The 15,723-nt window shown below is 76.3% G+C and carries 14 protein-coding genes; 2 read left to right on the top strand and 12 right to left on the bottom strand.

Annotated elements, in window-relative coordinates; genetic code table 11:
* Positions 1 to 57: 57 nt before the first annotated feature.
* Positions 58 to 2,202, bottom strand: coding sequence for a hypothetical protein (locus ACFV6D_RS10250; RefSeq protein ID WP_380559153.1), 2,145 nt, complete (start codon positions 2,200 to 2,202; stop codon positions 58 to 60).
* 158 nt (positions 2,203 to 2,360) lie between these two features.
* Here ACFV6D_RS10250 and ACFV6D_RS10255 point away from each other — a divergent pair, with 158 nt between their 5' ends.
* The gene (locus ACFV6D_RS10255; RefSeq protein ID WP_380559155.1) at positions 2,361 to 2,885 is read left to right on the top strand and encodes an HAD domain-containing protein; all 525 of its coding nucleotides are present in this window, start codon (positions 2,361 to 2,363) and stop codon (positions 2,883 to 2,885) included.
* A 45-nt stretch (positions 2,886 to 2,930) separates the two neighbouring features.
* Positions 2,931 to 3,218: a hypothetical protein gene (locus ACFV6D_RS10260; protein WP_380489216.1), complete on the top strand. Its 288-nt coding sequence runs from the start codon at positions 2,931 to 2,933 to the stop codon at positions 3,216 to 3,218.
* 226 nt (positions 3,219 to 3,444) lie between these two features.
* On the opposite strand, the gene ACFV6D_RS10265 is transcribed toward ACFV6D_RS10260, so the two are convergent.
* The 11 genes from ACFV6D_RS10265 to ACFV6D_RS10315 all read right to left on the bottom strand — a co-directional run bounded on the left by ACFV6D_RS10265 (position 3,445) and on the right by ACFV6D_RS10315 (position 15,496).
* Positions 3,445 to 3,765, bottom strand: coding sequence for a GntR family transcriptional regulator (locus ACFV6D_RS10265; RefSeq protein ID WP_380489213.1), 321 nt, complete (start codon positions 3,763 to 3,765; stop codon positions 3,445 to 3,447).
* A gap of 185 nt (positions 3,766 to 3,950) precedes the next feature.
* On the bottom strand, positions 3,951 to 8,003 hold the full coding sequence (locus tag ACFV6D_RS10270; protein WP_380559156.1) for a BTAD domain-containing putative transcriptional regulator: 4,053 nt from the start codon (positions 8,001 to 8,003) through the stop codon (positions 3,951 to 3,953).
* On the bottom strand, positions 8,003 to 8,449 hold the full coding sequence (locus ACFV6D_RS10275; RefSeq protein WP_063350047.1) for a hypothetical protein: 447 nt from the start codon (positions 8,447 to 8,449) through the stop codon (positions 8,003 to 8,005). Before ACFV6D_RS10275 ends, ACFV6D_RS10270 begins: the two co-directional genes overlap by 1 nt.
* Positions 8,450 to 8,613: 164 nt before the next feature.
* The gene (locus tag ACFV6D_RS10280) at positions 8,614 to 9,156 is read right to left on the bottom strand and encodes a TadE/TadG family type IV pilus assembly protein (RefSeq protein WP_380559157.1); all 543 of its coding nucleotides are present in this window, start codon (positions 9,154 to 9,156) and stop codon (positions 8,614 to 8,616) included.
* Positions 9,153 to 9,530 (bottom strand): TadE/TadG family type IV pilus assembly protein, encoded by a 378-nt coding sequence (locus ACFV6D_RS10285; protein ID WP_063350046.1) that lies wholly within the window; start codon positions 9,528 to 9,530, stop codon positions 9,153 to 9,155. Before ACFV6D_RS10285 ends, ACFV6D_RS10280 begins: the two co-directional genes overlap by 4 nt.
* Before the next feature lie 35 nt (positions 9,531 to 9,565).
* Positions 9,566 to 9,853, bottom strand: coding sequence for a hypothetical protein (locus tag ACFV6D_RS10290; RefSeq protein WP_063350045.1), 288 nt, complete (start codon positions 9,851 to 9,853; stop codon positions 9,566 to 9,568).
* A gap of 53 nt (positions 9,854 to 9,906) precedes the next feature.
* The gene (locus ACFV6D_RS10295) at positions 9,907 to 10,785 is read right to left on the bottom strand and encodes a hypothetical protein (RefSeq protein ID WP_063350044.1); all 879 of its coding nucleotides are present in this window, start codon (positions 10,783 to 10,785) and stop codon (positions 9,907 to 9,909) included.
* The gene (locus tag ACFV6D_RS10300; protein ID WP_380559159.1) at positions 10,782 to 11,744 is read right to left on the bottom strand and encodes a type II secretion system F family protein; all 963 of its coding nucleotides are present in this window, start codon (positions 11,742 to 11,744) and stop codon (positions 10,782 to 10,784) included. The genes ACFV6D_RS10295 and ACFV6D_RS10300 overlap by 4 nt, the downstream gene beginning before the upstream one ends.
* Positions 11,741 to 13,381, bottom strand: a complete 1,641-nt coding sequence (locus ACFV6D_RS10305; RefSeq protein ID WP_380559161.1) for a CpaF family protein — start codon at positions 13,379 to 13,381, stop codon at positions 11,741 to 11,743. The genes ACFV6D_RS10300 and ACFV6D_RS10305 overlap by 4 nt, the downstream gene beginning before the upstream one ends.
* Positions 13,371 to 14,681: a hypothetical protein gene (locus ACFV6D_RS10310; RefSeq protein WP_380559163.1), complete on the bottom strand. Its 1,311-nt coding sequence runs from the start codon at positions 14,679 to 14,681 to the stop codon at positions 13,371 to 13,373. The genes ACFV6D_RS10305 and ACFV6D_RS10310 overlap by 11 nt, the downstream gene beginning before the upstream one ends.
* A complete protein-coding gene (locus tag ACFV6D_RS10315) occupies positions 14,681 to 15,496 on the bottom strand; it encodes an SAF domain-containing protein (RefSeq protein ID WP_363367200.1) in 816 nt (271 codons plus the stop codon). Before ACFV6D_RS10315 ends, ACFV6D_RS10310 begins: the two co-directional genes overlap by 1 nt.
* Positions 15,497 to 15,723: the final 227 nt, after the last annotated feature.

Below are 15,723 nucleotides of genomic sequence, written 5' to 3' on the forward strand. Positions count from 1 at the left end.
TGTTAGTTGCTCGCAGCCCGGTGCCGGTCGTCCGGCCCGGCCGTGCGGCGCGAAGGGTCAGACGCGGTCCGCCAGGGCGGAAGCGGGCTCCGAGGCGGGCGGCGTTGCGGGCTCCGGGGCGGCGGCCAGTTGGGCGAGGTAGCGCTCGGCGGCGCGGAGCTTACGGCCGTCGGGGCCCGGGAGGTAGGCGCGGAGCTCGATGATCTCCGGGGCGATCCGAAGGGCCGCCGCGCGGTCGGGGACCGAGCGCCAGCAGGCCTCGGCATTGGTGGCCGCCTGCTGGGTCTCCGGGTGGTCCGGCCCCTGCGAACGGAGCAACGCCAGGGCCACCTCGCGGTAGATGTCCGCGGCCTCGGCCGGCCGGCCCGCGAGACGGCACACGTGCGCCCGGACCTGGCGCACCTGGAGGACCGGTTCGGAGGCGGCGCCGTGCTCGGCGATCGCCTCCAGTTCGAGGGCGAAGGCGAGTTCGGTGGCGGCACCGTGCTCCCCGGCATCCGCGCTGCGGACGATCCGGCCGATGGCCTCCCGGTAGTCGGCACGCGGCTGACCGGACACCGGAGCGTCGACGGGCACCGCATCGGCAGGCACCTCGTCCGCCGGCACCGCGTCTGCTGGCACCGCGTCCGCTGGGGCCTCCGCCACGGGGGCCGCGTCCACGGGGGCCTCGTCAACGGGAGGGGCCTGTGTCGGGGCGGCGTCCTGCGGTTCCGCCGTCGGCGTGGCGACGTCCGCCGGCGCCTGCTCCGGCTCCCGCTCCCGCTCCCGCTCGGACTCCAACTCCGGTTCCGGCCCCGGCTGCTGGGGCTTGGCCAGCGTCACGCCTGCGGACCGCTCGACGACCTCGGGCGTCGCGTCCGCCGGAGCGGGCTTGTGCAGGGTCACGCCAGCCGGGCCGGCCGGCTGCCCCTTCAGCAGGCTGACCGGGCGGGCCGGCCTGGGTGGGGTGGGCGGCACGCCGGGCTTGACCAGGCTCACCGGACCGGCCTCGGTCCCAGGAGCCGGGGAGGCCGACGACGGCAAGGCCGGGGGCGCCACGGGCGGTTCGACGACGGCGTCCTGCGACTCCGCCCGACCCGGCACCGGCGGCACCGACAGCACGGCCGGCCCGGACGACACCACATCGGCCCGCACGGCATCAACCGGCGGCACTGCATCGACCGGCGCCGACACGTCGGCCGGCGGACCGTCGCCACGGCGGGCGGTGTTGCGGAAGACCGGGCAGTCCGGGGCGTGCGTGGCCAGGATGACGACGTCCGGCCGCAGCACCGAGTACACCTGTTGCCGCAGTTGCTCGGGCGCGAGCACGTCGCCCGCGCCGGGGCGGCCGCCGTGCAGCGCCTCGATCAGGGCCCGGGTGAAGGTGCCGATCTGCTCCGGGTCCGGGCTGACGACCGCCCACAGCGGGATGCCCTCGCTGAGCGGCGAGGCGGCGCCCTGGAGGTACGGCCAGGCGTTCTGGTCGGCGCTGAGGTCGGCGACGACGAGGGTCTCCCACTCGGCCGGGCGGTGGCTCAGCTCGGCGGCGACGGCCTGCCAGGGCAGGCCGTCCTGCTTGGAGTCGCGCAGGGTGAGCTGGAGCTGTCCGCCGCGCTTGTCGGCGACCACGTGACCGCCCAAGTGGACGAGCAGCGGCCCCGGATGGCGGGACGCGGCACGCAGGTGGGCGAGGACGGTGTGCGGGTCGCTGGCGCCGGGGAGGTGGACGGCGTCCACCGCGTCCGCGGCGAGCAGTACCTGCGGTGAGACGGCCGCGAGCATCGCGGACAGCACCGACGCCTGGGCGGGACCGCCCCGACCCCAGGTGCGGCGCCCGGAGTTGCCGTAGCCGCCCTCGACGACCAGGATCCGTCCGCGCGGCGCCGCCCCCAGTCCGCCCGCACCGGGGGCGCTCACGCCCGGGGCCGGGAAGGGCGGCGGCGTGGCCGTGGACGGCGGCGCGCCCACGGCGGGCATGCCGGTGACGGTCCATCCGGTGGGCGCGGTCGGCGGCGGTCCCGGCACCGCGGCCGGAGCCGTCGGAGCCGACGGCGGGGCTGCCGGAGCGGGCGGCGGGAGCAGGGGCACGGGCGGCGGCTCGTAGAGCGCGGCGGGCCCGGGCGGGTGCTCCTCGGCCGGGGTGCGCGGCGGCGGTACGGCGTCCCAGGGGCCCGAGTCCGCTGCCGGTTCGGGGCCTCCGGGGACAGCTGTCGTCTCCGCCATCTTCTGGTCACCGCCCACCCCGCCGCTTCGCGGCGTCTGATGCCCTTGCTGGGTGGTGCCTGCCACCACTCCCGTCGCGCCACCCTACGAGATCCCGGCACACCCGATCCAGGCCGGGTCTCCGATCGGCGTGCCACGCGGCCCGCTATCGTGCCGTCATGGCAGGCCCCGGTACACCTCTCCTGTTCCTCGACATCGACGGACCGCTCATCCCCTTCGGCGCGCCGCCCCCGGGCGGCTACCCCGTCTTCCGCGGCGTCTCCGCCGCCGCACCCGGCCCGGGCGTCAACCCCCTGCTGGCCCGCGTCGATCCGGCGCTCGGCGGGCGCCTGCTGAGCCTGCCGTGCGAACTGGTGTGGGCGACGACGTGGATGTCCGATGCGAACGACTGCCTCTCCCCCTGGCTCGGGCTGCCGCAACTACCCGTCGTGAGCTGGCCGGTGGAGGACGGCGACGAACCGGCCGGCCTGCACGGGAAGACCCGCGCGCTGGTCGCCCGGGCCGCCGGCCGCCCGTTCGTCTGGGTGGACGACGAGATCGCCGCCACCGACCGCCGCTGGATCGCGGCCCACTCGCCCGCCCCCGCGCTCCTCCACCGCGTCGACCACCAACGCGGCCTCACCGCAGCCGACTTCGCCACCCTGGACGCCTGGTTGCGCACACACCGACACGACACGCCTTAGACTCTCCGACCATCTAAACTCCCCGACCATCTGGACTCCCCGACCATGGACTTCGCCGCCGGACCGCCCCTGCCCTGGCACCTGACGCTGGACGGCGGGGCGGTGGTCGAGCTGTGGGCGGACGGGTACGGCGTCGAGGGCGGGGCGTACGTCTTCAGCGTGCTCGCCCGGGCCACCGTGGCGGAGCAGAGGCAGCTCGACGTCGTCGCCCGGACGCCGGCGGACCGGACCCGGGTGGGTGTGGCGGTGGCCCGGGTCCCGCTCGCCGCCGTCCGGGACGTCCACACCGCCACCGAGCGCACCGTCGACGGCCGGTGCGTCTGCCCGACCTGACCGGCCCGACCGACCTGATCGGCCTGATCGACGCGGCCCCGTATGCCGCTGCCCGGTCACCCCGAGGGGCGGCCGGGCAGCGGCATTGTAGGGTCCACGATTCCGTGAGCAATCTCGGCGTTGTGACCTGCGGGTATCTGCCCGGTGAGCACTCGCCGACGGTCGCCGTGTCGAGCGATCATGAGCAATCCGAGAGCAGGCCCTCGGGCAGCACCAATCCGTCGGCCTACGGGTGGTCGTGTGGGGGATGCCGGTCCGGCTGGGCAACAGCGGCGAAACGGTCAAAGTCGCCGCCGTACATCCAGTGCGTATCGAGACCAGGCGTGTACAACCTCCCGGCCGGGCCTGGCTTCACGTACCCCTCTCCCTGCAGCAGTTGGAGGGCCTTTCGGATGACCGCACCCTTGGCTTCGAAGCGGACCGAAAGCTCACGCACCGTCGGGAGCGCCTCGCCGGCGCCGATCCGGCCATCGAGGATCTCACCACGCAGTGTCTCCGCGATCCGGCGGGATGCCGAGGGCTCTTTGATGGCGGCACGCTCGGCCATTCGTCAACTCCCGCTCGAAGACCTGTGGGTGACCGCCGCCAGCCTGACACGAACCCACCGCATCGGATGAATCCATTCGAACAGCTCGGCCCCCTGATCATGATCACCCGGATTTGCTCGGACAGTGCTCATGATCGGCCTACAGTGCTCACGGATTCGCGGATTCTACAGGCATGCAGGGGACGTCAGGAACCGGCCAGCAGGTCGCGGAGCAGGGCGACGGTGTCGGCGTCCAGGTCACGGCCGGTGCGGCGGCTGAGCGCGTCGAGACGGTTGACGGCGCGCAGGAGTTGGTCGCGGGCGCCGGCCGAGGCGTAGGCGTAGAAGAGGTCCCGGTGCAGGAGTTCGACGTCCGGGGCGACGGCGAGGCCGCGGAAGACGGCGGCCTCGGCGCTGCGGTGGTCGCCGTACTGCAGGCGGCGGGCGGCCAGTTCGTGGGCGGTGTCGACGATCGCCGCGATCATGTCCTGGCGTTCGGCCTCGGCCCAGCCGTAGGAGGCGGGCGGGGCCTCGGCGAACGGGGCGCCGCGCACCAGGGCCAGGGCGTGGGCGAGGGCGGCGTCGGCGGTGGCGCTGGTGCTGCGCATGCCGCGCCGGTAGAGGCTGCGGAACTCGTCCCAGTCGCAGGTGACGACCGGGGTGAAGGAGTAGCCGTCGGTGGTGTCGGTGGGCAGGAAGGCGCGGCCCTCGGGCGAGGTGCCGAACCAGGCGGCCAGGTCGGCGAGTTTGCCTGGGAGCGGGCTCTTGGCGTCGGCCGCGGTGGGGTGCGGGTCGAGGTGGGCGGCGCCGGGGTGGAGGTCGTGGTCGAGGGCGTGGTGGTCGGCGCCGGGCCGCAGCGCGAGGTAGACGGCGAGTTCGGTGAGCCGGGACAGCGCGCCGGGTTCGGCGGTACCGAGGGCTCCGGCGACGTCGACCGGGCCGAGCAGGCGGATCCGGGGGGCGTTGCGGGCGGCGTGCGCCTCCGGGGAGCGCAGGATGGCGAGCAGGTCGTCGCTGTCGCTGCGCCCGGGGGTGGTCTGGGCGACCGGAGCGACGGCGGCGGGGCCGGGCTCGGCTCCGGGTTCGACTCCGGACTCGGTGTGGGAATCAGCGTGGGAATCGGCTTCGGCCGGGGCCTCGGCTTCGGTGCCGGGCAGGAGGTCGGGCGAGGGCTCCGGCCGGGACGGGACGCGCGGGTCGACGCCGGAAGGCGCGGGCGCGGGCGCGGGCTGGTGGACCGGGGCCGGCTCGACGGGCGACTGCGGCACGACCGGCTGGACGGACTGGACGGCAGGCACGGACGGCACGGACGGCACGGCGAGGACGGCCGCGGGGGCTTGCTGCGGTGCCTCCGCCGCGTCCCCCGCCACCGCATCCGGGCGGCGCAGGTCCCGGGTGGCCTCGTCCGCTGCCTCGTCCGTAGCCTCGTCAACGAGCTGCCCGACCACGAGCTCTTCGTCGGTCCCGCTCCCGGTACCGACTCCGCTCCCGCTCCCGCTCCCGGTCTCGGTCTCGGCGGAGGCGGCCTGCCGCCCCTGCCCGTTGACCGCGTACCGCCCCGGCCCGGCCGGAGGGGCCGGTACCGGCGTCGCCGGGTCGGTGCCCGCGAACGGGCTGGCGCCGGTGCCGATGACCCGGGCGAGCAGCCGGGGCCCGGCGGCCGTGTCCGTACCGCCCTGCCCGCCGGTCGCGGCGGCGCCGACGGCGGCCAGCACGGGTACGGCGGCGGGCAGTTCGGCCGTGTCGGTGTCGTCGTCGTCCGCGTCGGGGTCGAGGCCGGGACCGTCCAGGGTCCAGGCGGGGGCCGGGTGCTGGGTGAGGTCGTCGGCGGCGCGGAGCAGTTCGGTGACCTGGTCGTACTGCTGGTCGCTGAGCCGCTGGAGTTCGACGGTGAGGTGCAGGCCGGGGATGGCCGCCTGGCCGGTGGCCGGGAGGGTCCAGCGGGCGACGGGGCCGGTGCCGCGTTCGGGGGCGCGGGTGATGACGGCGACGCAGGTGCGCGGCCGGGCGTCGAGCAGGCGGCCGAGTTCGGCGGGGACCTCGCCGCCGGGCTGCTGGGCGCAGAGCACGATCTCGGGGGTCCAGGACTCGTCGGCCTGGCCCCGGCTGCGGGCGTCGCGCGGGCTGGCGGCCTCGGCGGCGACCAGCGTGGCGCGGGCCTTGGCGGTGCGCGGGCCGAGGGCGGCGAGCGCGGCCTCCAGGGTGGGGTGGCGGTGGATGCGTTCGGCGGCCGGGCCGCTGATCGGCACCTCCTCGGCGAGGTCGACCAGGTGCAGGTGGAGCCGGTCGGCGAGCGGGCTGTGCGCGAGTTCGACGGCGAGGGTGCGCAGGATGTCGCGGGCGTCGTCGGGGTGGCCGGAGAGGTGGAGCAGCCGGACGGCCTCCAGGTCGGCGAGGACGACCGAGCCGTCGGGCGAGGTGCCGAGGGTGACCAGGGCGGGGTAGGGCGCGGCGGTCTTGCGGGCCTGGGCGGCGCTGAGCAGGTCGCCGGAGTCGAGGCTGCACCACCAGACGTTGGCGGCGTGCGCGGCGCGGAACGGCGCGATCGGGGTGGCCGGGCCGGAGAGGTGCAGTTCGATGGTGTGGCCGGGGGTGATCCGGGCGGCGACGATGGCGGGCAGGCGCTTGCCGCCGCGCACGGTGTTGCGGGCCATGGTGCGCAGGGCGCGGTCGAGCAGGTCGAGGCCGGCGTCGTCCTGACGGGCCCTGAGCTCGTTCTCGAAGGCGGCGGCCTCGGCGTCGGGCATGGTGATGCGGTGCCGGGGGCGGCGGGCGCGCAACTGGGTGCCGCGCTTGTGGGCGACGGTGCCGACCATGACGGCGGCGAGCAGGACACCGACGGTGGAGGCGGTGAGGGCGATGGAGTAGTCGTCACCGGCGGCCGGTTCGGCGTGCGCGGCGGGGGCGGGCGCATGGGCGGGCGCGTGGGTGGGCGCCGGGGTGACGGGCTGGGACGCGGCCGGGGTCGGCGCGGGGGCGGGAGTGGCGGGCGCCTGGTCGGCCGGCGGCTGGCCGGTCGACGGAGCCGGCTGCGGCGCCGGAGCGGGCGCGGGCTCGGACGGAGGAGCAGGCGAAGGAGCGGGCGCGGGAGCGGCCGCCCCCGGCACCGTGAGCACCATCCCGGGCACCAGCACGTCCGGATCGGTCAGCCGTTCTCCGTCCGGCGCCTGGGCGCCCTTGTTCGCCTCGAAGAGCTTCGGCCACGCCTCGGCGTCCCCCAACTCCCTCTGGGCGATGACGGACAGGCTGTCCCCGCCCTGGACGGTCACCGTCGCATGCCCACCCGCACCCGGCTCCGTCCCGGCCTGCGGCACCTGGGCCGACCCGGCACCGGAAGCAGGGGCGGGCGCGGGCTCGGACGAAGGAGCAGGCGTCGGAGCAGGCGAAGGCGCCGACCCGTCCGCCTTCGCGTCCCCCGGCATCAGCAGCGCCCACCCCGGCTGGATCGGCCGGTCGGCGTCGAAGCGGATGCCTGAATCGTCCATCACCCGGCCGTCGTTGAGCTTGGCGATCTCCACCCACCGTTCACCGGAGCCCAGTTGGCGTTCGGCGATGGACCACAGGCTGTCAGCGGGCCGGCTGTCCCGCACGGTGTACGTGGGGTTCTGCTCGGCGGCGGGCGCCAGCGCGGGCGCGGCCTGGGCGGCGGGCAGGGCGGCGCGCTGCACTCCGGCCGCCAACTCCGCCGGGGCGGTGGCGGTGTGGGCCGGGGTGGCGGCGAAGGCCGAGCCGGCGACCGGCATCAGCGCGAACACCGAGCCGACCAGGCCGGCCGCCATCCGCTGGCTCCAGCCGAAGGCGGGGATGCGGCGGGCGATCCGGCCGCGCAGCTGCGCGGGGATCTCCAGCAGGACGGAGAACGCGAAGCAGCCCCAGGCGAGCCAGCCGACCACGACCAGCAGCCAGAGGAACAGCCGTCCGTCGTCCGGGCCGGTGAGCGCCTGGCCGACGCCGTCCGGCGCGACGTCGCCCATCGCGGCGACCGCACGGGTGCCGTAGAGCAGCAGCGCGGGGACGCCGAGCAGCAGGGCGAGCAGGGTGACCAGCGCGGCGAGCGCGGTGATCAGGGCTGCGCCGCGGCCGCGCCCGCGCGGTGGGCGGGGCGCCGGGGCGGCGGGGCGGCCGGCGGCCCGGTGTCCGGTGTGGGCCCGGCCGTTGGCGCTCCGGGCCTGGTCCTTGGCGCCCGGGCTCCGGCCCTTGGCGGTTCGAGCCCGGCCCGGGGCGGTTCGGGCCTGGTCCTTGGCACGTGGCGCGGCCATCAGTCGGTCTCCGCTTTCTCGACTCCGTGGACGAGGGTCGCACTGCCCTTGCCCGTTACCTTCCGCTCCCCGAGCGCGCCCAGCAGGACGGGCCGGTAGTCGGCCCGCACGGTGACGGTGACGACCTTGCCGTCGCCGGAGAACTCGACCTCGCCCGCCTGGAGGCCGTACAGGGCCAGGTAGGCGTCGGCGGCCTGCCGGACGTAGTCCTGCTGGATTTTGAAGCCCTTCCCCTGGAGGACGGCGGCCTGGTCGAGCTGCTGTCCGCCGACCCGCGCGGCCTCCTGGGCGTAGGCGTCGGTGCGTTCGGCGACCCGCAACCGGCCGCCGGCGTCGATCACCAGGGCGATGACGAGCACGACGTAGGCCGCGCAGATCGCCACGAAGAGGGCGACCGCGCCCCGGTCGGAGCGGCGTCGGCGCCGCGCCCTGACAGGCACTCCCATCCCCCCTGCCCCTCCCGCACCTCGTCCGCCCCACCGGCCCCCACCGGGCGCCGGCCGGTCCCGTCGCGTCATCCCCCGTGCGCTCTCCGCTTGCGTCTCCCCCGCGCGGGCCGTCCCCAATCCCCCGTCGTGGCCCGTGTCCCGCCGGGTGCCGCCCCGGGCCGTCATGTGCCCCGGTAGCGGTCCACCACGGAGGTGAACTCGCCGACGAGGTGCTTCGTCACGGGTACGCCGGACGGTCCGCCGAGCAGGTCCGCCAGTTCGACGTCGCACACCACGGTGACCTTGACGGTCGTGACGGCGCCGCCGGGCAGGTCCAGTCGGCCGGGCACGACCTGGACGTCCCCGTTGCGGCAGGAAACGCCCTGCTGGCGCAGCGTCGCGAGGGCCGAGTCCCGGCCCGGCTGCGTCATCCCGTCGACGCTGCGCTGCAGCGAGGCGGTGCGGGCGCCGGCCCGGGCGGCGGCCTCGACCGTACCGGCCGTGGTCTGCACCCGCCCGGCGGCGATGGCCACCAGGACCAGCCCGACCACCGGGGGCACGACGATCGCCGCCTCGATGGCGACGGCGCCGCCGTCGCTCCGCCGGACCGGCCACCACCGGGGCCGGCGTGCGGAACGGCGCTCGGCCCGGGGCGCGCAACGGCGCTCGGAACCACGCTCGGCGCGCGGCGCCGGCCACCAGTCGGCCCGGGTCCGCCGTCTCACGGCGCCACCGCCACCGGCGGGACGAAGTGCTCGCGCGGCGCCTCGGCGAACTGCGTGAGGGCGGGCGCCGACAGCCCGGGTATCAGCAGCGGCGGGCGCACCGCCACCGTGACCCGGACCACTTCGGGCGTGCTGCCGTCGGTCGTCACCGTGTACGAGTGCACGCCCTGCCGGTCGAGGAAGTCCCTGGCCTGTCGGCGCGCCGCCTCGTTCTTCACCTCGTCCGTCGCGTTGCCCTGGATCCGGCCGGCGTCCACGCCCTCGCGGGCGGCGGTGAGCGCGAGCTGGCGGTCGTACCACAGCAGCGCGGCCTGGACGACGAGCATCAGGAGCACCAGGACGACCGGGAAGACGATGGCGAGGCTCACGCTCATCGACCCCCGGTCGCCGCGGCGGCGAGGTCGGTGCGTCACTTGGTGGCGCCTCCCGCGCCCGCACCCGGCATGTTCGGGTCCTGCTGCACCTTCTGCACGACCTTGTCCTTCAGCAGGTACAACGCGGTCGCGACGGCGCCCGCGACGAAGACCAACGCGATGATGGCGAGGGCGAGTTCGATGCTGATCGCGCCGCGGTCGCCGCGCGCGCGGGCGGCCCGCAGCCGGCCGAGCCGCAGGGTGAAAAGCAGCAGGGCGAACTGCACGGGCAGCAGGACGGGCCGGATCAGCCGGCCTGCCAGGTGGACGAGTCGGACGGTCATTCGGGTCTCCCGGGGTGGAGTGCGGTGTGGTGCCAGATGCCCTGTGAGGAGGGTCAGTTGAGCATCTGGTGGAGTGCGGGGAAGACGATCAGGACGGTCATCAGCAGGGTGAGGGCGGCTCCGGGTGCGACCATCCGCTCGCTGTCGGCGTTGGCGCGGGCGAGGTCCTCGGCGAGCAGCTCGCCGCGCAGGCCCTTGGCGCGCGCCCGCAGGGTGTCGTACACGGCGGCGCCGTCGGTGCCGGACAGCCGCATGATGTCCGCCACGTCCTGCAGCGGGCTGAGCCCCAACTCCTCGGCCAGCGCGTCGAGTCCGGCCCAGGGTGGGAGCCGGTCGGTGGCGGCGCGGTCGAGGGCGTCGCGGATGCGCCGGAACACGGTGCCGCGCCCGACCGCGGCGGCGCGGCGCAGCGCCTCGGCGGGCCCGCAGTCGGCAGCCCGTTCCAGGGCGACGAGTTCGAGGTAGGCGGCGATGCCGTGCAGGTACTCGCTGCGCGCCTCCTTGGCCTCGCCGCGCACGATGCCGTCGGGGACGAACCAGAGCAGGCCGGCCAGCAGCGGCCCGGCCAGCAGCGGCAGGGCGAAGGGCAGGCCGATGTCCATCAGCACGGCCATCGCGCCCAGGTAGGCGGGCAGCAGCAGGCCGATCGCGGCGAACAGCAGCTTGTGCACCATGAACCGGGCCGGGGCGCGGCCGATCAGGGCGAGTTCGCGGTGCGGCAGGGACACTCCGCGCAGGCCGATCGAGCGCTCGCCGATCCGGTCGTACCAGCGCGGCCGCTCGTCCGGGTCCGCGGCCCGTTCGGCGGGGGTGCGGTGCAGCCGGTCCAGGGCCTGGCGCAGGTCGGGCGGCGCGGGCCGCAGTTCGGCGATCAGCAGGGCGACGCCGCCGGCGGCGACGGCCCCGGCCAGCACGGACCAGGGGGAGATCACCGGACCTCCCCGAGCTGCTGGAGCGCCTCGTCCTCGCGCGCCGGGGCGCGGCGCCCGGCCTTGCCGCGCCGGTCGGGCGCCAGCAGCCGGGGCACCGGCGGGTGCGAGGCGAGGGCGCGCATCCAGGCGATGATCGCGACGAACAGGGCGGCGACGACGGCGAGCACGATCTGGCCGAGCAGCGTGCCGTACGGCCGGGTGTACTCGGTGTTGAAGGAGCCGACCGTGACGACCAGCACGATGATGCCGACCAGCCAGCGGATGGTGGTGCGGTGCTTGGCCCGGTCGGCCTCGATGGCGCGGCGCTGGCGGACCTCCTCGCGCACCGAGTCGGCCATGTCGGCCAGTGCCCGGGCCAGGCCGGGGCCGCTGTCACCGGAGCGCAGCACGAGCGCGGCGAGCACCTTGTCGGCGGTGGCGTCGGCGACGCTGTCGGCGAAGGCCTGGAGCGCCTCCTCGGGCCGCCAGCGGGCCTGGAGCCGGGCGGCCAGTTCGCCGATCTCCTCCTCCAGGGCGGCGGGGGCGGTGCGGCGGCTGGTGACGATGGCCTGGTTGAGGCCGACGCCGAGCAGCAGCACGTCGGCGATGCGCTGGGTCCACTCGGACAGCGCCTCCAGGCGTTCGATCCGGCGGTTGTCCGGGCGGGTGGTGTCGAACAGCCAGGGCAGGCCGAACACGGCCAGCGGCACCAGCAGGGCGGCCAGCGGGATGCCGGTGAACAGCCAGGCGAGCGGGGCGCCGGCGAGCGCGAGCGGCAGCTGGATCCGGCGCAGCCGGGCGACCCGGGCCGAGGCGGCGCCGGGGGCGCCGTACCAGAAGACGTGGGCGCGGCCGGCCAGCGGGGTGCTCCGCTCCAGGGTCTCGTCCTCGTCCGCCGGGTCGCTGCCGCGGGCCCAGGCCACCAGGGCGACCAGGCCGCCCGCGACGGCCAGCCCGCACAGGGCGAACAGCAGCATCATCGCGCGCCACCGCCGATCCGCAGTTGCAGCGGGGTGGCCCAGCCGCCGTAGCGGGAGCCGAGCAGGGCGGCGTCGAAGCCGGCCCGGCGCAGGTCGTCCAGGCACTGCGGCGGGGTGTGCGGGACGGCCCGCGGCTCGCCGAGGTCCGCCCGGGGGCCGAACACGGTGTTCAGCGCGGGCCGGCCGCTCTCGCCGAGGCCGGCGACCTCCAGGACGTGGGAGACGAAGCGGTGCCGGCGGCCGCCGACGGCGGTCTCGTCGACCATGGCGACATGCACGATGAGGTCCAGGGCGTTGGCGGTGAGCCGGTAGGCGAGCGAGTCGGTCATGTGTGAGCCGTACTCCAGGCAGAGTTCGGCGATGCGGTCGACGACCATGTGCGGGCCGCGGGCGTGCAGGGTGCACATCGAGCCGCCCTCGCCGTTGGTCATGACCCGCAGCATCGGGACGACCTCGCCGGATCGGACCTCGCCGACGATGATCCGGGACAGCGTCATCCGCAGCGCCGCCGGGATGAGGTCGCCGATCGTCAACTCGCCTGCCAGGCGGCCCTCGACGCGTTCACCGTTGCCCTCACGGGCCTCCATCGGGACGACCTGGCGCAGGTGGCCGAGGGTGTGCAGCCACAGCTCGAACTCCGACTCCAGGGTGCCGATCCGCTCGTCCGGTGGGATCTCGGCGGCCATCGCGCGCAGCAGGCTGGTCTTGCCGACGCCCTGGGTGCCGGTGATCATCACGTTCTTCCGGGCCCGGATCGCGGCGGCCAGGAACGCGGCCAAGGTGCTGTCCAGGGTGCCGAGTTCGACCATCTCGGGCAGCGTCGCCGAGGCCACCCGGTGGCGCCGGATCGCCACGTACGGGCGGGGCGTCACCTCGGTGAGCGCCTGGAGGCGCATGCCGCCCTCCAGGCGCAGCGCGAGGGTCGGGCTGGCGGTGGACAGGCTGCGCTCGCCGCCGCCGTGCTGGCGGGCCAGGTCCTGGAGCAGTTCCACGAGTTCGGCGTCGCTCTCGGCCACCGGCGGCACCTGGCGCAGGGGTTGGTGCACCCGGGAGACCCAGACGTCGTCGCAGCCGTTGATCAGGATGTTCTCGATCTCCGGGTCGTCCAAGTAGGGCTGGAGCCGCCCGGCCCGGAACAGCAGGTCGAAGACGGCCTCGGCGAGCGCGCGGTCCTGCTCCCGGGTGGGCGGGATGCCGTGGGTCTGCGCGTAGGCGTCGGACCAGCGGGCGACCGCCTCCTCGATCAGCGCGCGGCCGCGCTGGCGGCGGGTGGCGCGGTCCGGTTCGGCGCCCGAGGTGGCGGTCAACCGGGTGATCTGCTGGTGCAGTTCGGCCGCGACCTGGCGCTTCAGCTCGCGGGCCACCTGCGGGTCGACGGCCGGCCGGGTGGCGGCGCCGCGCAGGTCGAGCGAGGGCAGCTGGGAGGGCACGGCGGTGGGCGTGGCCGCGCCGCCCGGCTGGACGTACGGCGGCGGCGCGGGCTGCGGGGCGACGGGGCCCGGCCGGTAGGCCTGGGGCGGGGCGGCCGCCTGCGTCTGCGTCTGGGCCTGTGTCGGGGCCTGGGCCTGGGCCGGGGTGGCCCAGGGCAGCGCGGCCGGGTCGGCCGCGGGGTGCTGGTGCAGGGGGCTACCGCGCACGGAGCACCTCCCCGGGGTTGTACGGCTGCGGACCGTTCGGGTGTGTCTGATCGGGTGTCACGGCGGGCTGCTGGAGGGGGTAGCGGCCGTCGTCCTCGGGCTCCGGGCGGACGTACGCGCCCTGCTGGTCGTACGGGGCCCCACCCTGCTGGTCGTACGGGCCGAACCCGCCCTGCTGGTCGTACGCGACGTAGCCGCCCTGCGGCCCGTACGGCGACTGCGGCTGAGACTGCTGCGGCTGCTGGACGTGCCCCGGGAACGGGGCCGGAGCGGCCGGCTGGGGGGCCAGCCCGGCCAGCGGCGCCACCGGGCCGGTGGTGATCACCGGCCCGACCGGCTGCGGCGGGGAGTACGAGGGCTGCTCCCCCTCCACCGGCCGGTACGCCGTCGGCGCGGCCGCCTGCGGGGTCGGCACCGGGGGCTGGACGTGCACCGCGGTCGGGGGCTGGGGCTGGGGCTGGGGCTCGGTCCGGGCCGCGGCGGTGAGCTGGGCCGGGACGGGCGCGGCGGTCGGCGCGAGCCGCTGGCGACGGCGGCGGACCAGCAGCTGCACCTCGTCCGCCGCCGAACGCGCCGTCCGCATCAGCTCCGAGCGGATGAACCGCCGGTCGGTGATGTCACCGCCGTCGGAGAGCACCCGGGCGGTGCGGGTGGCGTGCGGCAGCAGCCCCAGCACCGGCAGGCCGAACTCGCGCGACACCTCCGGCCCCGAGTACGGCCCCTCGGCGACCAGCAGCAGTCCGAGCGCGTCCACCCCGGTGCCGGCCGTGGCGAGGTCCTCGGCGAGCGCGGACAGCCGGGGCCGGGCCGAGCTCAGGCCGCGCAGCGTGGTGCGGACGGTCACCGCGACCACGTCCGCCCGGCGGGCCAGCACGGCGCTCACGCCGGTGGCGCCGGAGCGGCCGAGGTCCACGATGACGTCGTAGCCCTGCGGTTCGAGGCCGTGCAGCAGGTCGACGAGCGGCTCCCAGGTGTAGGCGAGACCCGGGGCCTGGGTGGGGTCGGTCAGCCCGGGCAGCAGCAGCCGCTCGGCGGTGCCCTCGGGCGAGAGGTCGATCAGCTGCTCCCAGATGGTCGCGGCGAGCAGTCCGCGCCGGTCGGCGACGGCCAGGTTGCGCAGCCCGTACACCGCGTCGACCCGGCCCTCCAGGGCGCCCGCGAGCACCGCGCCGCCGTCCGGGTCGGCCTCCACCAGCAGGACCCGCCGTCCGGGTTCCAGCGGCCAGGCCAGCAGCAGGGCCAGGGCAGCCGTGGTCGCGCCGGGCGCGCCCGGGCCGCCGGCCACCGCGATCACCGCCATCAGGCGCCACCCGCCCCGGTCGGGGGCACGGGGGCCGTGGCAGCGCCGGAGGCGGTTCCGGTCGCCGGGGCCGTCGGCGCGGCGCTGCCGCCGGTACCCGCACCGGCGGTCCCGGTCGCGCCGCCCGCCGCGGCGGCGCGCGGGGCCAGCAGGACCTGGATCCGGCCACCGGCCACCCACTGCGCCAGCCGGGGGCCGTCCGCCGCGCCGACGGCCACGTCGATCACCTGGCTGCCGTCGGTGTCCACCCGGCCGACCGTGATGACCGTCGCGGGCATCGAGTCGGCCTTGGTGTTGTCCGGGGTGTAGACCACGACGATCTGCAGCCCCGGCTGGAGCCGGGTGGCGGGCAGTTGGCTGTGCTTGGCCGAGACGCCGACCACGATCTGGCCGGGCTGCACCGCCAGGGTCTGCGCGACGTCGCCCCTGGTGAGCATCGCGCCGCGCTTGAGGTCGGTGGCGGCCCGCATGCCGACCGCCTTGTCCCGTTCGGTGGCCGCCAGCGGCCGCAGCGCCGGATCGCCGGCGATCCGGGCCACCACCAGGTCGTCGTCGGTGATCACCTGCCCCCACGGGATGTCCCGGGCCAGCGCCAGCACGGCGACCCGCTGGCCGGTGCTGTTGTAGAGCACCGCGCCGCCCAGGCCACCGGCGGCGATCAGCGCGACGGCCATCGCCAGCACCGCCGGGCGCCGCCGCCGGGCCCGCAGCGTCCGGCCGGGGACGTGCGGGGCGGCGCGCCCCTTGCCCTTGCCCGCACCGCTGCCCGGGGCCTCGCCCGGCCCCTGCCCCTGGTCCGGGACCGCCACGGACACCGCGGCCCCTGCGGGTGTGCCGGATCCCGGCGTCGCGAACGTACGGTTCTCCACCGGGTTCCGCCCTTCCCTCGTGCTCGTTCCGGATCGTCGGTACTGGGTTCTCGGTGCTCGGGTCGTCACCGCTCGGGCCGCCGGTGCCCGGGCTTCAGTGCCCGGGCTTCGGTGCCGTGGTCGCGTGCGGCCGGGTCGCCGGCGCCCCGCGGCCGGGCCGCGGGGCATCGGAC

Origin of the sequence: Kitasatospora sp. NPDC059812 (genome assembly GCF_042732075.1) — a bacterium.
Classification (GTDB): Bacteria; Actinomycetota; Actinomycetes; order Streptomycetales; family Streptomycetaceae; genus Kitasatospora.